The organism is Rodentibacter haemolyticus (assembly GCF_015356115.1).
Lineage (GTDB): Bacteria > Pseudomonadota > Gammaproteobacteria > Enterobacterales > Pasteurellaceae > Rodentibacter > Rodentibacter haemolyticus.
In genome coordinates this window covers 2055078-2070483 of the sequence record NZ_CP063056.1, presented here as the reverse complement: position 1 = coordinate 2070483, position 15406 = coordinate 2055078, and the positions used below count along the sequence as shown (strand labels likewise).

Annotated in this window: 25 protein-coding genes and 1 tRNA gene; 6 read left to right on the top strand and 20 right to left on the bottom strand. The window is 39.1% G+C overall.

Annotated elements, in window-relative coordinates:
- Positions 1-86 precede the first annotated feature (86 nt).
- The 19 genes from lysC to IHV77_RS09815 form a co-directional block, all read right to left on the bottom strand.
- Positions 87-290: an Rz1-like lysis system protein LysC gene (gene lysC / locus IHV77_RS09900; protein ID WP_228550010.1), complete on the bottom strand. Its 204-nt coding sequence runs from the start codon at positions 288-290 to the stop codon at positions 87-89.
- Positions 268-606 carry a DUF2570 family protein gene (locus IHV77_RS09895; protein WP_194811792.1) on the bottom strand — a complete coding sequence of 113 codons (339 nt, stop codon included), beginning with the start codon at positions 604-606 and terminating at the stop codon, positions 268-270. Before IHV77_RS09895 ends, lysC begins: the two co-directional genes overlap by 23 nt.
- Positions 579-1118 carry a lysozyme gene (locus IHV77_RS09890; protein ID WP_194811791.1) on the bottom strand — a complete coding sequence of 180 codons (540 nt, stop codon included), beginning with the start codon at positions 1116-1118 and terminating at the stop codon, positions 579-581. Before IHV77_RS09890 ends, IHV77_RS09895 begins: the two co-directional genes overlap by 28 nt.
- Entirely contained in the window at positions 1108-1350 is a 243-nt protein-coding gene (locus IHV77_RS09885; protein WP_408635296.1) for a hypothetical protein, read from the bottom strand. The genes IHV77_RS09890 and IHV77_RS09885 overlap by 11 nt, the downstream gene beginning before the upstream one ends.
- Before the next feature lie 78 nt (positions 1351-1428).
- Positions 1429-1504, bottom strand: a tRNA-Arg gene (locus IHV77_RS09880).
- Positions 1505-1704: 200 nt separating this feature from the next.
- Entirely contained in the window at positions 1705-2613 is a 909-nt protein-coding gene (locus IHV77_RS09875; RefSeq protein WP_194811789.1) for a phage antirepressor N-terminal domain-containing protein, read from the bottom strand.
- 312 nt (positions 2614-2925) lie between these two features.
- Positions 2926-3015 carry a transcriptional regulator gene (locus IHV77_RS09870; RefSeq protein WP_194811788.1) on the bottom strand — a complete coding sequence of 30 codons (90 nt, stop codon included), beginning with the start codon at positions 3013-3015 and terminating at the stop codon, positions 2926-2928.
- Between the two features lies 1 nt (position 3016).
- Positions 3017-3505 carry a helicase gene (locus IHV77_RS09865; protein ID WP_194811787.1) on the bottom strand — a complete coding sequence of 163 codons (489 nt, stop codon included), beginning with the start codon at positions 3503-3505 and terminating at the stop codon, positions 3017-3019.
- A gap of 147 nt (positions 3506-3652) precedes the next feature.
- Positions 3653-4438 carry a factor H binding protein domain-containing protein gene (locus IHV77_RS09860; RefSeq protein ID WP_194811786.1) on the bottom strand — a complete coding sequence of 262 codons (786 nt, stop codon included), beginning with the start codon at positions 4436-4438 and terminating at the stop codon, positions 3653-3655.
- Between the two features lie 83 nt (positions 4439-4521).
- Positions 4522-4893: an antiterminator Q family protein gene (locus tag IHV77_RS09855; protein WP_194811785.1), complete on the bottom strand. Its 372-nt coding sequence runs from the start codon at positions 4891-4893 to the stop codon at positions 4522-4524.
- Positions 4883-5443 (bottom strand): recombination protein NinG, encoded by a 561-nt coding sequence (locus tag IHV77_RS09850; protein ID WP_194811784.1) that lies wholly within the window; start codon positions 5441-5443, stop codon positions 4883-4885. Before IHV77_RS09850 ends, IHV77_RS09855 begins: the two co-directional genes overlap by 11 nt.
- 98 nt (positions 5444-5541) lie before the next feature.
- Complete coding sequence (locus IHV77_RS09845) at positions 5542-6048, bottom strand: DUF1367 family protein (protein ID WP_194811783.1); 507 nt, start codon at positions 6046-6048, stop codon at positions 5542-5544.
- Positions 6038-6640, bottom strand: coding sequence for a DNA N-6-adenine-methyltransferase (locus IHV77_RS09840; RefSeq protein WP_194811782.1), 603 nt, complete (start codon positions 6638-6640; stop codon positions 6038-6040). The genes IHV77_RS09845 and IHV77_RS09840 overlap by 11 nt, the downstream gene beginning before the upstream one ends.
- Before the next feature lie 4 nt (positions 6641-6644).
- The gene (locus tag IHV77_RS09835) at positions 6645-7757 is read right to left on the bottom strand and encodes a DnaB-like helicase C-terminal domain-containing protein (protein WP_228550009.1); all 1113 of its coding nucleotides are present in this window, start codon (positions 7755-7757) and stop codon (positions 6645-6647) included.
- On the bottom strand, positions 7739-8077 hold the full coding sequence (locus IHV77_RS11895; RefSeq protein ID WP_228550008.1) for a DnaB-like helicase N-terminal domain-containing protein: 339 nt from the start codon (positions 8075-8077) through the stop codon (positions 7739-7741). The genes IHV77_RS09835 and IHV77_RS11895 overlap by 19 nt, the downstream gene beginning before the upstream one ends.
- Entirely contained in the window at positions 8077-8937 is an 861-nt protein-coding gene (locus IHV77_RS11890) for a replication protein (RefSeq protein WP_228550007.1), read from the bottom strand. The genes IHV77_RS11895 and IHV77_RS11890 overlap by 1 nt, the downstream gene beginning before the upstream one ends.
- Complete coding sequence (locus tag IHV77_RS09825) at positions 8921-9094, bottom strand: hypothetical protein (RefSeq protein WP_194811781.1); 174 nt, start codon at positions 9092-9094, stop codon at positions 8921-8923. The genes IHV77_RS11890 and IHV77_RS09825 overlap by 17 nt, the downstream gene beginning before the upstream one ends.
- Positions 9095-9135: 41 nt before the next feature.
- Positions 9136-9579, bottom strand: coding sequence for a YmfL family putative regulatory protein (locus tag IHV77_RS09820; RefSeq protein WP_194811780.1), 444 nt, complete (start codon positions 9577-9579; stop codon positions 9136-9138).
- A 48-nt stretch (positions 9580-9627) separates the two neighbouring features.
- Positions 9628-9834 (bottom strand): helix-turn-helix transcriptional regulator, encoded by a 207-nt coding sequence (locus IHV77_RS09815; protein WP_194811779.1) that lies wholly within the window; start codon positions 9832-9834, stop codon positions 9628-9630.
- A 130-nt stretch (positions 9835-9964) separates the two neighbouring features.
- Here IHV77_RS09815 and IHV77_RS09810 point away from each other — a divergent pair, with 130 nt between their 5' ends.
- The 4 genes from IHV77_RS09810 (at position 9965) to IHV77_RS09795 (ending at position 12926) form a co-directional block, all read left to right on the top strand.
- The gene (locus IHV77_RS09810) at positions 9965-10621 is read left to right on the top strand and encodes a LexA family protein (RefSeq protein WP_194811778.1); all 657 of its coding nucleotides are present in this window, start codon (positions 9965-9967) and stop codon (positions 10619-10621) included.
- A 113-nt stretch (positions 10622-10734) separates the two neighbouring features.
- Complete coding sequence (locus IHV77_RS09805; RefSeq protein WP_194811777.1) at positions 10735-11034, top strand: hypothetical protein; 300 nt, start codon at positions 10735-10737, stop codon at positions 11032-11034.
- A 183-nt stretch (positions 11035-11217) separates the two neighbouring features.
- Complete coding sequence (locus IHV77_RS09800; RefSeq protein ID WP_194811776.1) at positions 11218-12045, top strand: NYN domain-containing protein; 828 nt, start codon at positions 11218-11220, stop codon at positions 12043-12045.
- Positions 12046-12689: 644 nt separating this feature from the next.
- Positions 12690-12926 (top strand): hypothetical protein, encoded by a 237-nt coding sequence (locus IHV77_RS09795; RefSeq protein ID WP_194811775.1) that lies wholly within the window; start codon positions 12690-12692, stop codon positions 12924-12926.
- 122 nt (positions 12927-13048) lie between these two features.
- Here the strand turns inward: IHV77_RS09795 and IHV77_RS09790 are convergent, their stop codons facing one another.
- Positions 13049-13402, bottom strand: a complete 354-nt coding sequence (locus IHV77_RS09790) for a hypothetical protein (protein WP_194811774.1) — start codon at positions 13400-13402, stop codon at positions 13049-13051.
- Positions 13403-13610: 208 nt separating this feature from the next.
- Between IHV77_RS09790 and IHV77_RS09785 the strand changes: the two genes are divergently transcribed.
- Together IHV77_RS09785 and IHV77_RS09780 are read left to right on the top strand one after the other, a co-directional pair.
- A complete protein-coding gene (locus IHV77_RS09785) occupies positions 13611-14294 on the top strand; it encodes a hypothetical protein (RefSeq protein ID WP_194811773.1) in 684 nt (227 codons plus the stop codon).
- A complete protein-coding gene (locus tag IHV77_RS09780; RefSeq protein WP_194811772.1) occupies positions 14275-15345 on the top strand; it encodes a helix-turn-helix domain-containing protein in 1071 nt (356 codons plus the stop codon). Before IHV77_RS09785 ends, IHV77_RS09780 begins: the two co-directional genes overlap by 20 nt.
- Positions 15346-15406: the final 61 nt, after the last annotated feature.

The following is a 15406-nucleotide window of genomic DNA, read 5'->3' as shown; positions in this document are numbered from 1 at the left end:
ATTTAGTCTTTAGTCCTAACGTAACCTACCTTTCGGCTTGGAGTCTACCAATTTAAAGATGTTAGACAAACTGAAGTTGCAGTGAGTTATTTTTGCGCTTGTTCTACTTGCCATTCTCGAATCTTATCAATCCGATTGAGGCATACATCACGCTCACGTTTTAAGATGACTGCATACTGTGTTACGTCTCCATAGGTACGACCATTAAAAGGCGTTTTATCTAAGTGAGCGATAAAGGCTGCAGGAAGTGTAGGACAGGCAACCGGCTCAGTCTTGGCGCAGGAACTCAATGACACTGCGAGGAGCGTTGCTATAGTAAGCATCACTACTTTTTTCTTGCGCTGATATAGCGTTGATAACTTCATCGGCTTTCCTCCGTGCTTCTGATTCTTGTTTGCTGAGTTCAAGGGTTAAGCGTTGGTTTTCTTCCGCTTGAGATTTAAGCTGAGAAATGACCGCACTTTGTTTGGTAATGGTTTGGGCTTGCGTTTGGTTGACAGCTTTTAGCTCAGTAATAACATTTGATTGGTGCCATAACCACGCACACAAGCCCAAAATGAAAAAAAGTGCGGTGAGTTTTATCGCACTTTCAAATCGCTTAAACATAATGCTCTTTCCTTTTCTCGGCGAGTAACAAGACCTTTTAAAATCTTTCCGCCAGAATATTTCCAACGGGGAAATTGCTCGCACATTGCCCGAATATCACCTTGCTTGGCATAGTGGTAAATAGTAGATGTTTTGAGTTTTCCGCACCCTACGTTAAAGGTTAGTGAGGTTAGCGCCTCAAATGCTCCTTGTGGAAGTTTCTCACCATTGGCAAAACGATTCACACATTGTTCAGCTGTCATAATGTCTCTTGCCCAACGGTCAGCGATTTCCTTATCCGAATAACGCTTATTTGGATCGATTTTCTCACCACCAAATTCTGTTGAGCCTATTCCCACAGTTAATACATCTGCCGGACATCGATACGGGTCACGGCGACAACCTTCTGCATTGCCAATGATTTCTAATCCGGTCTGACCCGTTCGGATTTGGTCACTATATTCAGATAACACTACCCCAATAATTACCGCAACCGAACAAACGCCACCTACGGCAAATTTTTTAAGGCTCATCTCGTAACCCTCGTTTTAATTGTTGTACTTTCAAAGCGTGGATTTCTTCTTCACGTTCTTCCGCACGCTTCCTCGCTTGACCTTCTGAGCATTTGGAATACATATTCACCAGCGCCGTCAGAATACCTACAGCAAGGCTTAATAACATCAGATTTTGCTGATCGCCAAGCCAAGCAAGCAAACCGGAAAAACCCGACCACACCATACTTTGATTGCCTGCGTCTTTAAACATTGTTTTCATGCTCCGCCCCCTGTGTTGAAGGCAATAAAAAAGCCCCAAGCATTTCTGCTCAGGGCTGTATCAGATTTATGGCACTCTGTACTGGAATCGAACCGGTATCGATGACTTAGGAGGTCATTGCTCTATCCTGTTGAGCTAACAGAGTAATTTTATAGGTTACTACCTAATAAAAAGCCCTGACTATTCTAAATCAGGGCTACTAAAATTCATTTGTGCGTTGCTTACGTGCAAAAACCGCACTATGGCATAAATGATATACTTTTAGTCTCACAAAATCAAGACTTTTTTACAAAAAGCACAAATACCGCACTCTCTTTCAAAAGTGCGGTCGGTTTTGGGGGAGTTTTAGAAGGTTTGTTCTCTGGCTTTTGGGTTAAATTGGCGTAGATGCTTTAACACTCGCCAGTTGGAATCTTCATCAAAGTGGATATCTTTCGTGATTCGTTGCAAAATGGCGTTACTAGAACGTAGAACACTGAGATATTCGTAAGCCTGCCCGTAGATTTGTCCGCTCATATTTGAGCCGAGCATTTTAAATGCTTTATGAATATGTTGGAATGTACCTATACCACGTTTGAATGCAAACCATAGCCAAGCCAGTTCTTGAAGTTCGTATTCTGTGAACTCAAAGCTGTAAAGTCCATTTTTCTTCGGTTCAATCAACTCCCCCTCAAGTGGCAATCTCGCTATCAAACTTACCGCCTCCACAAACTGATCGTCATTGATATCTTTGTAGCTTTTACCGAAGTGGGTTTTGAGTGCCGACCACTGGGTAATCGCTGCTTTGGCTTGATGTTCTTTCGGTAATCGTTTAGTGCGATCCATTACAAGGTTTTTGATGAACGTCTGATGATCTTTAGAAAGTTTTTCAATTTCGACCGCACTTTTTACCGCTACACCTTTATTCCAATAATCAAACAACGCTTGATAACATTCTTTTTTGTAAGTAATCAGGGTTTCACGAATTTCAGGTTTTACCCGTTTTACATCAATACCAAATAGCCAACCGTTTAGGTATTGGATTGGGAGGCAAAGCATTTGACGTTCTTTTCCATCATTTGCAACTATGGTTATGATGACCACAGTTGAATTTAATACATCATCACGTTTAATTCTGGCATATTGAGATTTCCAGTCTAAACCGATATTTTCACAGATCGGTTTCATCGCAGTGTAATGCGTGCCATTTTGTTCAAAAGTAATTAAAGATTGATTATGGAATTGGATAGTTTGAAGTTGAGTTGAATTTGTCATTTCTGACTCCTTGTGAAGTTTTCTGATATTTCAAAGGTGTTCGTATGATACAAATACCTTTTGGGCGTCGAGAGGTTCAGAAGCCATCACAAGTTGGCTGGAGTTATTCCCCGAAGGTATTGTATTCCTCGCCCTCTCGACATTGATTAAAATTACCATTTTCTATACTAAAACAGAGAGAAGAAAAAGTTTTAGGTACAAAAAAACCGCATAGGTTTTCGGTTGCGGATTACCGCTTGTGATATAAGGTTCTGACACCTTGAGATGAATGATAATGAAAAACCCCGCATTTGTAAAGCAGGGTTTAGAAAATCATTGTTTTTTTGCTTGTTGGTAAGCTAAACGAGAGGCTTGCATTGCTTGTCGTTTTAGCTCTTTGGCGGTAAGTTTTTTTTCTGACATTTTATCCCTCCTGATAATTTGGGGTTTTGATAATAAAACAGTCTTCATTGTCGCCTAATTGCGTTACTGGAATAAAGTCTACCATAAGTGGGTGGCGATTGTCGCACATTTTTTGATACATTCTGCTTAATGATGGACGCTCTGCGATAAAGAAGTAACATTCAGGCTGATAAGCTAAATAGTGTTTATAGAGCAAGGTTTCAAGTTGCTCTTTTAATTGCTGAATATCGGCTTTTTTAAATTGATGATTTACGGGCGGAGCATATAAATCTACATCAGGCTCGGTGCTTTCATAGTAGGCTTTCACACCAAATTTGACACTGTACGTTTTGCGATTTCTTAATAAATTTTCAATACGTTGATCTAAAGGAAATAAACTTTCAATCACATCACGATCAGACGAGAAATCAATAATATAATCAATATGTGCCACTTTAAATTGAGCAAATTGATGTGGAATTGATTGGTATTCTGATTCAATGAATGGCATAGAGAAGAAAAAGTCTTAGATACAAAAAATCACACTGACGGGGTGAGTAACCGTTTTGCATAAGCCTTTTGAGAGCTTGAACACACTATAAATAAAAAAGCCCCTTCAAGTCAAGAGGCTTTGAATATTATTATTTCACACTAAGGTTTATCTTTTACCTGCAAATGCTTCATAAGGATTTGCGTTATCATCTGCAACATAGCCTATCACTTCTTCAGCATTAGGCCCCATAAATTTACCGCCATAGCCAGAACGAACTTCATAACCATCTACATTTGATTTAGCTACACCTGCAAAATGAATCTCTTCTCCACCTTGACTGATACGTCTAATATCTGTTTTAAGCAGATTAATATCAAATAACTCTTTACCACTAGAAAGTAATTTACGATCTGTAATCGCACCACTTAGGGTTTTGTCTGCGAAGTTCACATTTAATGATAATTTGCCTTCACTATTAGCACCAAATGAAACGCCTGAATAACGATATTCACCAGTTGCCGGTAAGTCCTCAAATTTCGTTCCTAAACCAAATTCCCCCATGTCATCTACCGAAGCTCGCCCATCAACAACACGTCCATATTGATCGGTTTTAACATTTTTTGGCAAAGCATAGCCAATCGCAGAGTATGCCTGATTATACGCTTTACCTTTGATATTACCGCCCAAATCTTTTTCAACAAAGCCAATATTTTCAGAAGCTAAATCAATAACAACGCCCCCAACACTTACCTGTTTCAGTGCTTTTACTTGATCTTGTAAATCACTTCTTACACTTGATAGTGAGCCTTTTGCCGTAGATTCCGAATTTGCATTAGATTGAGAATTATCTTTAGCCGGTGTCGCAGGTGAAGTTGAACTACCACCCCCGCCTCCACCACTACAAGCAGATAAAACAATACCTAACGCTGTAACTAATAACAATTTTTTCATAAAAAGATCTCCATTAGTGAAAATACGGATTTTACCTTATTTTTCATAAATTTCCGTGACGGAGATCACAATTAAGATAACTGCTAGCCGATGTAATGATATTTTACATCCAGTATAGAAAATGCACCCTGTAAAAATCTCACCCCTCTACCACGACAGCGATACATCGTTGCCCTTGAAATATTTAATGCCGTAGTAATATCCTTCTCCCCCATATCCTGAACATACATCGCCATTGTTACTTGATAAGCCAATAAATCTACCGAGTGCAGTGCCATAATTGCACTTTCGATTTTCAAACATTCTTCATCGCTTAAATGTTTCAACCACGCTTTTCTTGGTTTCAAGGGTAATACCGGAATGCTAGGCGTAATGAAGGGATATTCCGTACCGATTCTTGCTCGCCCCCAACAACTTCCCCACTTTTCTAAAATGCGTTCAACACTATAATTCACCGTCCAACTCCTTCACTCTTGCCTTGTAATACTTAATAATTTCCTTACAATCTTCTTTAGTGTATTTCTTTACATCGTGGTCTTGTCGTTCTAACCATTCCACTTTTTCAACACCGATTCGCTTTACAAGGTTAATCCGATACTCAATCGCATTACCACTTTTATGTTGATTGCAAGGTACGCATTGCTTATGGACGTTCAACTCACAAAATCTCAGCTCAGGACAAGCCCCCACACTGCGATAATGCCCAGCATCGTATTTCCCTTGATGATAGTTTCCGCAACTGATACAAGGCTCATTCTTATCACGTAAACGGATAAACTGATTGAACACCTTTTGCGCCTCTTTCAGCCACTGAGAACGGTTTTTTAATTTCGCCTTACGTTCCTTTAGCTTTTGCTTTTCGGCTTTCTCTCGGGCTTTCTGAGCGTTATTTTGAGCAAGCTCAAGCGCACACTTTGGCGAACAAACCTTTTGTAAACTACTCACGGTTTTTACAAAATAATCGCCACAGACTTTGCATTTGTATTCTTTTGGTTTCTTAGCCACTTCTACTTGCTCCGGTTATCCCAATAACTCTCAAGCCACACACAAAATGCCAAGGCAAAACAAAAAGCGATAAAGCCATTAAATTCCATTCCATCTCCCTAAAAAAACGCATAAAGCTGATTAATTACATTCTCATCGGTGGTGTTGCCGAAAACGTGTTTAAGGGCCGCATTGATTAAGGCGGAATAACACCGCTCAAACTCGTCTTGCTCCATATTGCCGTAACTCAGGCTTTCAGCTTCCACCCGTAAACTGCCGTCTAAGGTGTAGGTGACTTCCTTAAAGCCTGCAAGCACCGTCAGATTTTTCCGGAACGTATCAAACTGTTTACGCTCATCAAAATGCTGCCATTCGGTTTTATCTGCCGCCCAATGCTCAAAGCAGAAATTGAAGAAAGCGAACACCTTGCGATGAAATGCAGGATTGCGGGTACGAATAACTTCGATTTCATATTGTTCACCTGTTTTCAACGAATTAAGAGCTTCCGCCTCCATATCATTTAGTGGACTAAGTAATCCGCCGGCAAGTTTAATCACTTGAATGCGAAGTCTTGCTTTATAGCGTTTCCCATGTTCTTTTACGATTTTATCAACGCTATGCGCCATAATACCCACCGCACTTTTTCACAAAATCCAATTCCACCTGACGGGTTACAAAACCCTGCATAAACGGATCGAATACTGCCACCATTGAACCTTTGTTGTTGCCTTTCACTTCTTCACCGGTAACCGGATGTAAAAAGTTAATCCGTCCGCCAATGATGTCGATAACCTCTGTGGCGTTCTCCTGAATTACCTTGTACCACTTCGTAGATTTATCTGCCGGCAATAACATCACTACCAAATAGCCTGCCTTTTTCAACTCCGCCGCACGCTCTACGAAAGGTAAGGGATTGGAGTAAGGGGGATTGACGAAAATGCGTAACATTTCTGTCTGTTCAACCACTTCATCAAGTAGCTTTTCAAACAAATCATCTGCCAAGAAATCAGGTGCAACCGAAATATTGTCAGGAAACGGAATATCATCGTCACCGTATCCATCCGGTGCAGGTTCACCGATATAGCGATAACACAATGCATTGTGATAGCTTGCACAACCGTCAATGTGAAACCAATAAAAACGGCGTTCCAACCAATGAAAAACATAGCGTGGCGTGCGGTAATGGTCTTTGTTAAATTCAGCGGTTTTCTCTGTCATTTTCTTAAAACTCCTGCTTCGCATAAGGCTTACGTTTCGGTTCGGGCTTGCCAATTTCTGCTTTGCGCTCTGCTTCCATTTGGTCGCAGTTAAAAATTGCACCGTTGCGTTGTTCTACATACACTTTGCCGGTGATACCGTGGCGATTTAAACGCGGTAAAATTTCCGTTAAATGCGGGTCGGCTTGTGGGTTGTAAGTGTGTTCTTTGTAAAGCCCGAACCAATAATCACATTCTTGTTCTATTTGTCCGGTATCACGGCTGTCACTGGGCAATGGGCGTTTATCACCACGAGTTTCTAAATTTCGGTTAAGTTGTGTGAGCAACAACACGACACAATCCATTTCGCGCGCAAGGTTTTTTAAATCTTTGGTGAGCTGTCCGTAAGCCAAATCATTACGCTCGGCTTTATCAGTTTTCATTAAGGTGAGATAGTCCACCGCAATTAGCCCGATTTCCCCCTTTTGGCGTTTAATACGGCGGCATTCATTGCGAATATGCGCCATTGTGACTGCCGGTGTATCGTCAATAAACAACAAATCATCTTTGATTAGTTTCCCCACCGCATCCACACATTTTGAAAGCTCCGCATCCACTGAAATACCGACTTTCTCAAGTTCAGCCGGGTCATCATAAAAGACTTGGCTATTCACATTGCCAAGCTGACTAAACATACGTTCAAAGATGGCTTTATCCGACATTTCAAGGCTAAACAATAACGCAGGTTTCTTCTCGTTAATCACGCAGTTTGTGGCGATTGTGGCGAACAAAGCGGTTTTCCCTTGTTTTGGTCTTGCGCCAATCACCGCAAGGGATTGTTTAACGAGTTTCTTCGCACCCAGTAATTTATCCAACGCCGTAATACCGGTAGAAAGCCCGGCTACCGCTTGCGGTTGTGTACGGCGGGTTTCATATTCGTTAAACCATTCCCCATACACCTCACGACCGTTACGTAATCCACGGGTTTTACCGGCTTTGGCGTGGTCGGAAATTTCCGTGACTAATCGGCTGATTTGGTCTAATCGTTCCGCCACCGTCATCGCAGATTTGTCTAACAACAAATTTTCGCAATCCTGTAATTTCCCCAAGGCAAAACGGCTTACTGCGTTCTCTCGCACGATTTGAGCGTAACTGAGAATATTCCCGGCACTTGGCGGTTGTTTGATATTTCTGCCAAATACGCCAACCCACCAACTTCATCGCTGATACCTTGTGCTTTCAAACGGGTATCTAACGTGAGTAAATCCACCGGCTGATTGGCTTTCAACAAGGCTTGCATTTCGGTAAAAATACGCTGATGTTGATAGGCATAGAAACTTTCCGGTTTTAACATCGCAAGCACGTTTTGCGCACGTTCTGTGGATTGATTTAACATCAAGCCCCCAATCACCGCTTGCTCGGCTTCAAGGCTGTATGGCACGGTTTTAATTTGATTCATTACAATGCCCCTTCGCGAACTCTCAAAACTTGTTTTGGCTTAATGGCAAAATCAAAATTAGCTCGCCAACCACGATCGTTTTCGCCAAAATGGTGTGGTTTTGCCGATTCAAAAAATGCCTGAAAATATCTTTCTGCACATTCCACCGTTGGTGCTTTCAGCTCACCAAGAAATTTCTTAATCGCTCGCTTTCGCTCATCGTTAATTTTTTCCACGAAAGGTAATTTCCCCCCGTTTTCTTCGTTTTCGAGATTCCAAAGTTCAGCGATTTTGTCAAAATCTATTTTTTCTCCAACGCTACGCGTTTTTCTTGTCTTGAATTTGCCGTCAGGCAAATTCTCCCCATTAGGGGGTAAGGGGGTATTTATTTTTTCTTTTGTAATAGTTTCTTTTGTGTTTGCATGTTTTGTGCAATCGCTATTGCACGATTTATGCAAGTTTTTTTGCACGTTTTGTGCAAGGTTTGCATGTTTTGTGCAATCGTCTTTTTTCCACTCGGAAATGGTTAAATTCAAACCAATTTTCTTACCCTCTTGACGTAGCACCCTCATTTTTACAAGTTCTTGTTTTGTCTTACTGGCTTTTTGCTCATCCGGTAAATCGACAAGTTCACAAAGTTGCGCATTGCTAATCCAATCCATTTCTTTACGCCAAGAAAGTGTTTTTTGGATCACGACAATCAACACATTAAATTGACGTTGCGTAAAACCAAATTGACCGATTGCAAATAACAATTCATTCGGAATTGCCGTAAAGCCATCATCAACACTCACTTTCTTCACACCTTGCTGTTTTGGTTGTTCAACCGGTTTCTCATCTCTGGATTGAAACCAATCTTCGATTCTAATTACATTGCCCATCATTCAACTCCTTAAAAAGTTTATCGGATTGTTTATCAAGTTCATCAATTGAAAGCCCTTGCTCAATTAACTTCATCAACCGTTTTCGATATTCCAAGGCTTGCCAAAAAGAGGAATGACGTGTAGAATGTGTCTTGTATTTAGTATCATTCCTCATAGGAATGCTTCCTTCTTAACCACGGTTGCAGCCGTGGTTTTTTATTGTCGCTTGTTTAATAAAATCACACTCTCGATCGAAAGCTGTGTTGCCGTAAGGTGTTTACTTAATGCCTGACGGATTTTGTCTTCCTCGCTTGAGGTAATTTCCCCGTCTTGTAAGGCTTGTTCTAATGCGGAATAAAGCAGACCGCGGGCAGAAAGTTCTTGTAGCTGAAGCACGGAGATTTCTTGATTGTCTAAATCATTCGTCGCCACATCAGGCACAAAACGTCCACCGGATAATCGGCAAATTTCGTCCGTGAAATCCGTTACCCCGTATTCCTGCTGAATTGCAATCAGCTCCTCGCATTTAAACCGCTGACCTTTGGTTTGATACAAGCGGTTATTTAATTCCGCTTCGCTAAAGCCGAGAAAACCCGCCACCGCAGATTTACCACCCGGCACTTTCTCGATCATTTCTCGGATAATCCTTTTCATCGCCATAATTTCCTTTGGTTTTTTATGGTTTTCGTTTTTTGGGGATTTGGTAAATTAGCCCTCAGCAGGGAATAACTCGTCAAGCGTGCAATCAATGCCATGATTTTTCATCACAGAAATAATTCTCTGGGCTATATTAATTGGTGGCTCACGTCTGCCAGTTTCATAATGAGCAATTGCGCCTTGTGTAATATTGATTTCCTTGGCGAGTTCCTGCTGAGTCAGATTGATCTTTTTTCTGAACTCTGAAATACGATTCATATTTTTCTCCTAGAAAACAATTAACAATAATACTTTATGTATTTGATAATGTAAAGAGGAAAATACAATTGGTATTTTGAATAATTATTACAATGCGTAATAATTAAACTGATAACTGAAAGGTGGATAAATGAAAAAACAATGGAATGAATATGTTCGTGACAAAATGAATCAGTCACGTAAAAAACAAGAGGATATTGCTGAAGCAATGGGTAAAACCCAAGGCGCTATCGGTCATTGGTTGACTGGACGTAGAACACCAAACTTTAATGATGTAGCTAAAATGCTTGAAGTTACAGGGGAAGAAAAAGTAATTTTAAATTCCGATGGAACATTAGAACCTTTTGATGAAAACATTGCACCTGCAACATTACAAAAAACTTATAGCTATCCACTGCTAAGTGCCATTCAAGCGGGAACATTCACCGAAACTTGCGATTACACCTTTTCAGATGGCTATGAATACCTAGAGTCAAACATTGATACAGAAGGTGAAGGATTCTTTTTAGAGATCAAAGGGCAATCTATGGAAAATAAATTTTCTGAGGGCGATCTTGTACTTATCGACACTGGACTTTATCCCCATCCGGGGCAATTTGTTGCAGCCGTAAATGGTAATGGTGAAGCTACGTTCAAACAATATAAAGAACTAGGGGAAATATCCGAATCCTCCGGTATGCCGCATTTTGAACTTGTTCCTCTTAATCCGGTATTCCCAACACTCAGCACCTTAAAACAAGATATTCGTATTATTGGCGTAGCCGTGGAACATAGACGTTATTTGTAACCGGATACCAACGCCCAATCACTAAAGCATAATTGGCGTTGGGGTGGATACCAAGCCCTCAGCAGATAGGTTGGAGAAGAAAGGGATAAGATAGAACATTTATAGGAGTTGAAATGAAAGAGAGATATTTCTTTTACCCACAAAAACATCTCTGGGATTTAAAAACGATTAAGAAAGGTTATTTGGCCAAAATTCACACAAATGATACAGATTGCTGGCAATTCGGTGATTTTGCAATAGTTGAAATAATGGAAGTCAACAATGAGCAAAGAATCGCTACAATAAAGATTCTTGAATCTAAAGGTGCCATATGGAATGGATCACAACAAAAGAGCTACAAAGCAAAACCAACAAAATTCGGCTACTACAATGTCCCTTTTGACTTTTTCAGTGATGTAAAGAATGAGGAATGATTATAAATGTTCTTGAAAAGAAAGTTGAGCTGTTAGTAAATTATTATAAATTTTTAATAAATTAATTGACAATGCTCGATTAAAGATTAAAATTGGACAGGAAATTAGACGGAACCCATAGCAGCTCACAGACCATTTTTACTATCTGTACGGTTGTTATGGGTTTTTACTTATGAGATAAGAATGAAGAAAACAGCAATTTTAATTGATGGAGGTTTTTTCTTTGCGAAAGTAGGATTCTTTGCAAGAAAATACTTTAAAGGTGAGAATATCACAGCTGAAAATTTAATAGATTTAATGTGGAGAATAGTTAGATTTCACACAGAGATAGAACGTGGTAAACACTCGGGAAGAGAAGCGCAAGAACTTTACCGAATTTATTATTATGATAGCCCACCTCTTGATAAGCAGGTTAAGCTACCACACCCAGAGAAAGGCGAAACAACACCTCGAGATAAAAACTTCAAAGCGGAACCAATGAACAAATTACGATCTGAATTCCATTTAAAACTAAAAGAGAATCGTAAAACTGCATTGAGAATGGGGAGATTGCAATCAACAGATTGGAGACTTAACGAACACACCCTGAAAGCACTCCGCCAAGGGAAGAAAAAATGGGAAGATTTAACCAATGATGATTGGTATTATGAAATAACCCAAAAGTCTGTTGATGTGAAATTAGGAATGGATATTACCATTCTTTCTTATGAGAAACTTGTTGATGTAATTGTTCTTATAGCAGGTGATTCTGATTTTGTACCGGCGGCAAAACAAGCAAGAATAAAAGGTGTCGATTTTATATTAAACCCTCTGAAACAAGAGATTTCTCACGATTTAGCAGAACATATTGATGGTATTCAATCGTTTAGTATTGGAGTTGGATTAGCAGAAATATTAAAATGCAATCCTGATGGAAATCCTGAATGGTGGATAGAATATCAAGATAAAGTAGCCGCAAGTAAAGAGAAACGGAAACAAAGCAAAGTAAAGGCTCGTAAGAAGAAAAAGTAACAAACCGCCCCTGTGGCGGTTTTCTTTTATCTCAACGAAACCAATTTCGCCGACATAACGTCCTACTTTTCCCATTCATTTATCCAAAATTCTCCTAAAAACCAACTGCACTTTTCTTTCTTTTTCTTATTCTTGTTCAAAAAACAAGCAATCAAACAACCTTATCGAAAATTTATTTCCTTAAAAATCAACAATATAAATACCTAATGTATTTTATTTTCCACAAATAATACAAAAAGTATTTACAATGATAAATACATTATGTATTATACCCACATCAAAACAACAGAGAGAAGAAAATGTTTTGACCGCCTAGCAGGTTAAATAAGTGTAATTACACCAAATTAACCGAGATTTAGCAGAGATGGCGGATGTTCTTTAAAAATCAACACACCGTAAGTGATTAAGAGATTGCATTACTTATATCAGCTTTCTACGGTGTGCGACACAATTTGGTTAAGTGGGTTTGGGTTAGCTTGTTTAATACCCCCACGCTGCCGGTCAGTAAAACAAGACTTATTTCAAACCGTACACTCTCTTAAATCAGGAAAAATCGATTTGACGGTAACAAGGTTACACCGAAATGACAAAGTATCGGATTTATCACATTGTATGCGGTTTGAAATAAGGAAGGAGGGAAATCTATGAGTATCACAAAAAATCCGGCAAAGAACTTCAAACGGGCTAAACGTCTCGCCCAAAAGCAAAGTGCCTTAGCCGCTAAACCGAAAAGCAACAACGTTGAAAAAGCAATCAACCTTGCCGGCAGAGAGAAAAAGCTGATTGATATCACCAATTACCACTGCACAAAAGGCAAAGCGAAATCAACAACGGTTCGAGCTACGCAGAAACGGCGATTAGGGCATAGAGAATTAATTTAATTCCTTAGGTGACTTGAGCCTTGCAAGTATAAAGAAAGGCAACCATTAAAAACCGCACTAGGTTCAATCCACCCAAGAAATTTCTAGACAGAAATAACAGTTAATGCGGTTTAACGATATTTTTAATTCAGCACCAGTTTTAAAGTTGGTTCTTGACCAATACATTCTTTAATATGATTACTAAAATCTTGAAGAGCCATCTTTACTTCAGAAAATGAGTTATCTTGATTATCCAGATGAAGGACATTGGCAGTATGCCATACATTTTCCTCCGTACTGTAATAAAGATATATGTTAACTATTTCATTATTGAAATCTTTCTTAAAAATTGGGCGATTTACAGTTGGATCTGGATCTATTTTATCAAAAGACCAACCATATTTCGTAGGGGATGACAATTTAATAACCAATGTGTCGCAATCCATACCGTGAGTTCCATTTAAGGACAAATATAAACCATGAGCAAGGTTGTTCATAATAAAACCCTCTTTGTTAAGTGATTGAAAATAAATTTTAGCTACTCTGCATTATACCACCAAGCAAAGAGGGTTTCATTATGGAAATAATATTGATATCACCCTCTATATTAAACAGCTTTTTATCCCCATCTAGATAATTTTCTTGTTTTTAAACATCAGATGATGTTAAATTATAGGAAATGGCAATTCTAAGTTAGGATAAATTATGGCTGCTTTAAATCAATTTGTAGAAAGTCACTCTGTATCAATTTTAGATCTACAACAAGAAAAGCTAAAACAGTTTGCGCCTACGATATCTCAGGCAATTGAACTCTCTATAAAAGACATAAATTCTCTTCCTCCAAATTTTTGCGCTAAAACCGCACCGGGTACATATCTGTATCATAATGTGTTGAGATACACTAGGGAGTTACTGAAAGAGCATGGGTTTGATTCTATCAATGTGTGGGGTGTAGAATTAGCATATAATAAGGAACTTAATATTGGGTTGTATTATTGTCGTGTCACCGAAGAGGTCAAGTCCTTAGAAAGCTATCCCTTATCATTACGTAAACGTGGGAAGCATACCAAGCAATTATTGCATTTGACCGAAGATAGTTTACTTGCTCCAGATCTATTTCCAGAAACACTTAAATGTATACAACATAATGATTCGTTTCCTTCAATGAGTATATGGGTAATAATGCTATATGCTGATTTTAAAACCGAGCAGTACGTTGCAAATATCGGCTATCCTGAAAGTGTTGATCGTCATTCTCGTATAGATAGTTTTTCTCACCGAATTTCATTATCTCTTGATAACACTGAAATTGTGACAGAAAAACAACCTAATTTTGCCGAAAATCCAGAAACAGAAATTCAAATGAAATATGAAAAGCTTATCGTTTAATCCACAAAGACTAAAACTTGCTCGAGAACGCCGTGGTCTCACTGCAATAGAACTTTCAAAGATACTTGATATTACATCAAGAACTTTATCAAGTTATGAAAATGGGCATAAAGAATTAACTGAGCAAGATGCTATTGTGGAAAAAATAAGTAAGGCACTAAATTACCCTATTCCATTTTTTTTCTCTGATGATCTTGTTCAAATTAAAGCTGAAACGGCTAGCTTTCGTTCAATGGCTAGAATGAGTGCAAAGAAAAGAGATGCCGCACTCAGTGCCGGTTCCATTGCAATGGAGTTTGATAAATGGCTTGGTGAACGATTTAATCTTCCTAAGGTTGATATCCCCGAATTTAACCATTCAGAAAGCACCCCTGATCCTGCTGTAGCAGCCCAACAGCTAAGAGAATATTGGAGGCTTGGAGAAAAATCTATTCCGAATATAGTTCACTTACTTGAATCAAAAGGTATCCGGGTATACTCACTCACTCAGGATTGTGTTGAAGTTGACGCCTACTCCTATTGGATAGACGAGCAACCATTTATATTCCTAAATAATCAAAAAACACCTGAACGTAGTCGTTTTGATGCTGCCCATGAACTGGGTCATCTACTCCTACATAAAAGAGCTGATATCACGAATAAAAAAGCTATTGAGACTGAAGCAAATCAATTTGCCTCGGCATTCTTAATGCCGGAAAGTGCCGTTAGAGCCATTGTACCGTTGCAGCCATCTTTCAAACAGCTCATAGAGCTGAAAAAATATTGGAATGTATCTTTAGCTGCACTTATAAAAAGAACATTTGACCTAAAACTTTCAACTGAATGGCATTATAGACAACTACAGATTACTGCTGGAAAATATGGGTATCGCACAGCTGAGCCAAATGGAATGCTAAAAAGAGAAACATCACAAATTCTAGATAAAATTACTTTGTTACTGAGAGAACATAAAATATCGAATAAGGAAATTGAAAAAAAGCTAAATATCCCATTAAGCGATCTAGCAGAGCTTACTTTCCAAAATCCTTATTTCCGTCTCAGAATAGTCTAACTCAACATCACATGAAACCTGCTTAGGCAGGTTTTTTTTCACCCTAAATTCAGCAAATTGA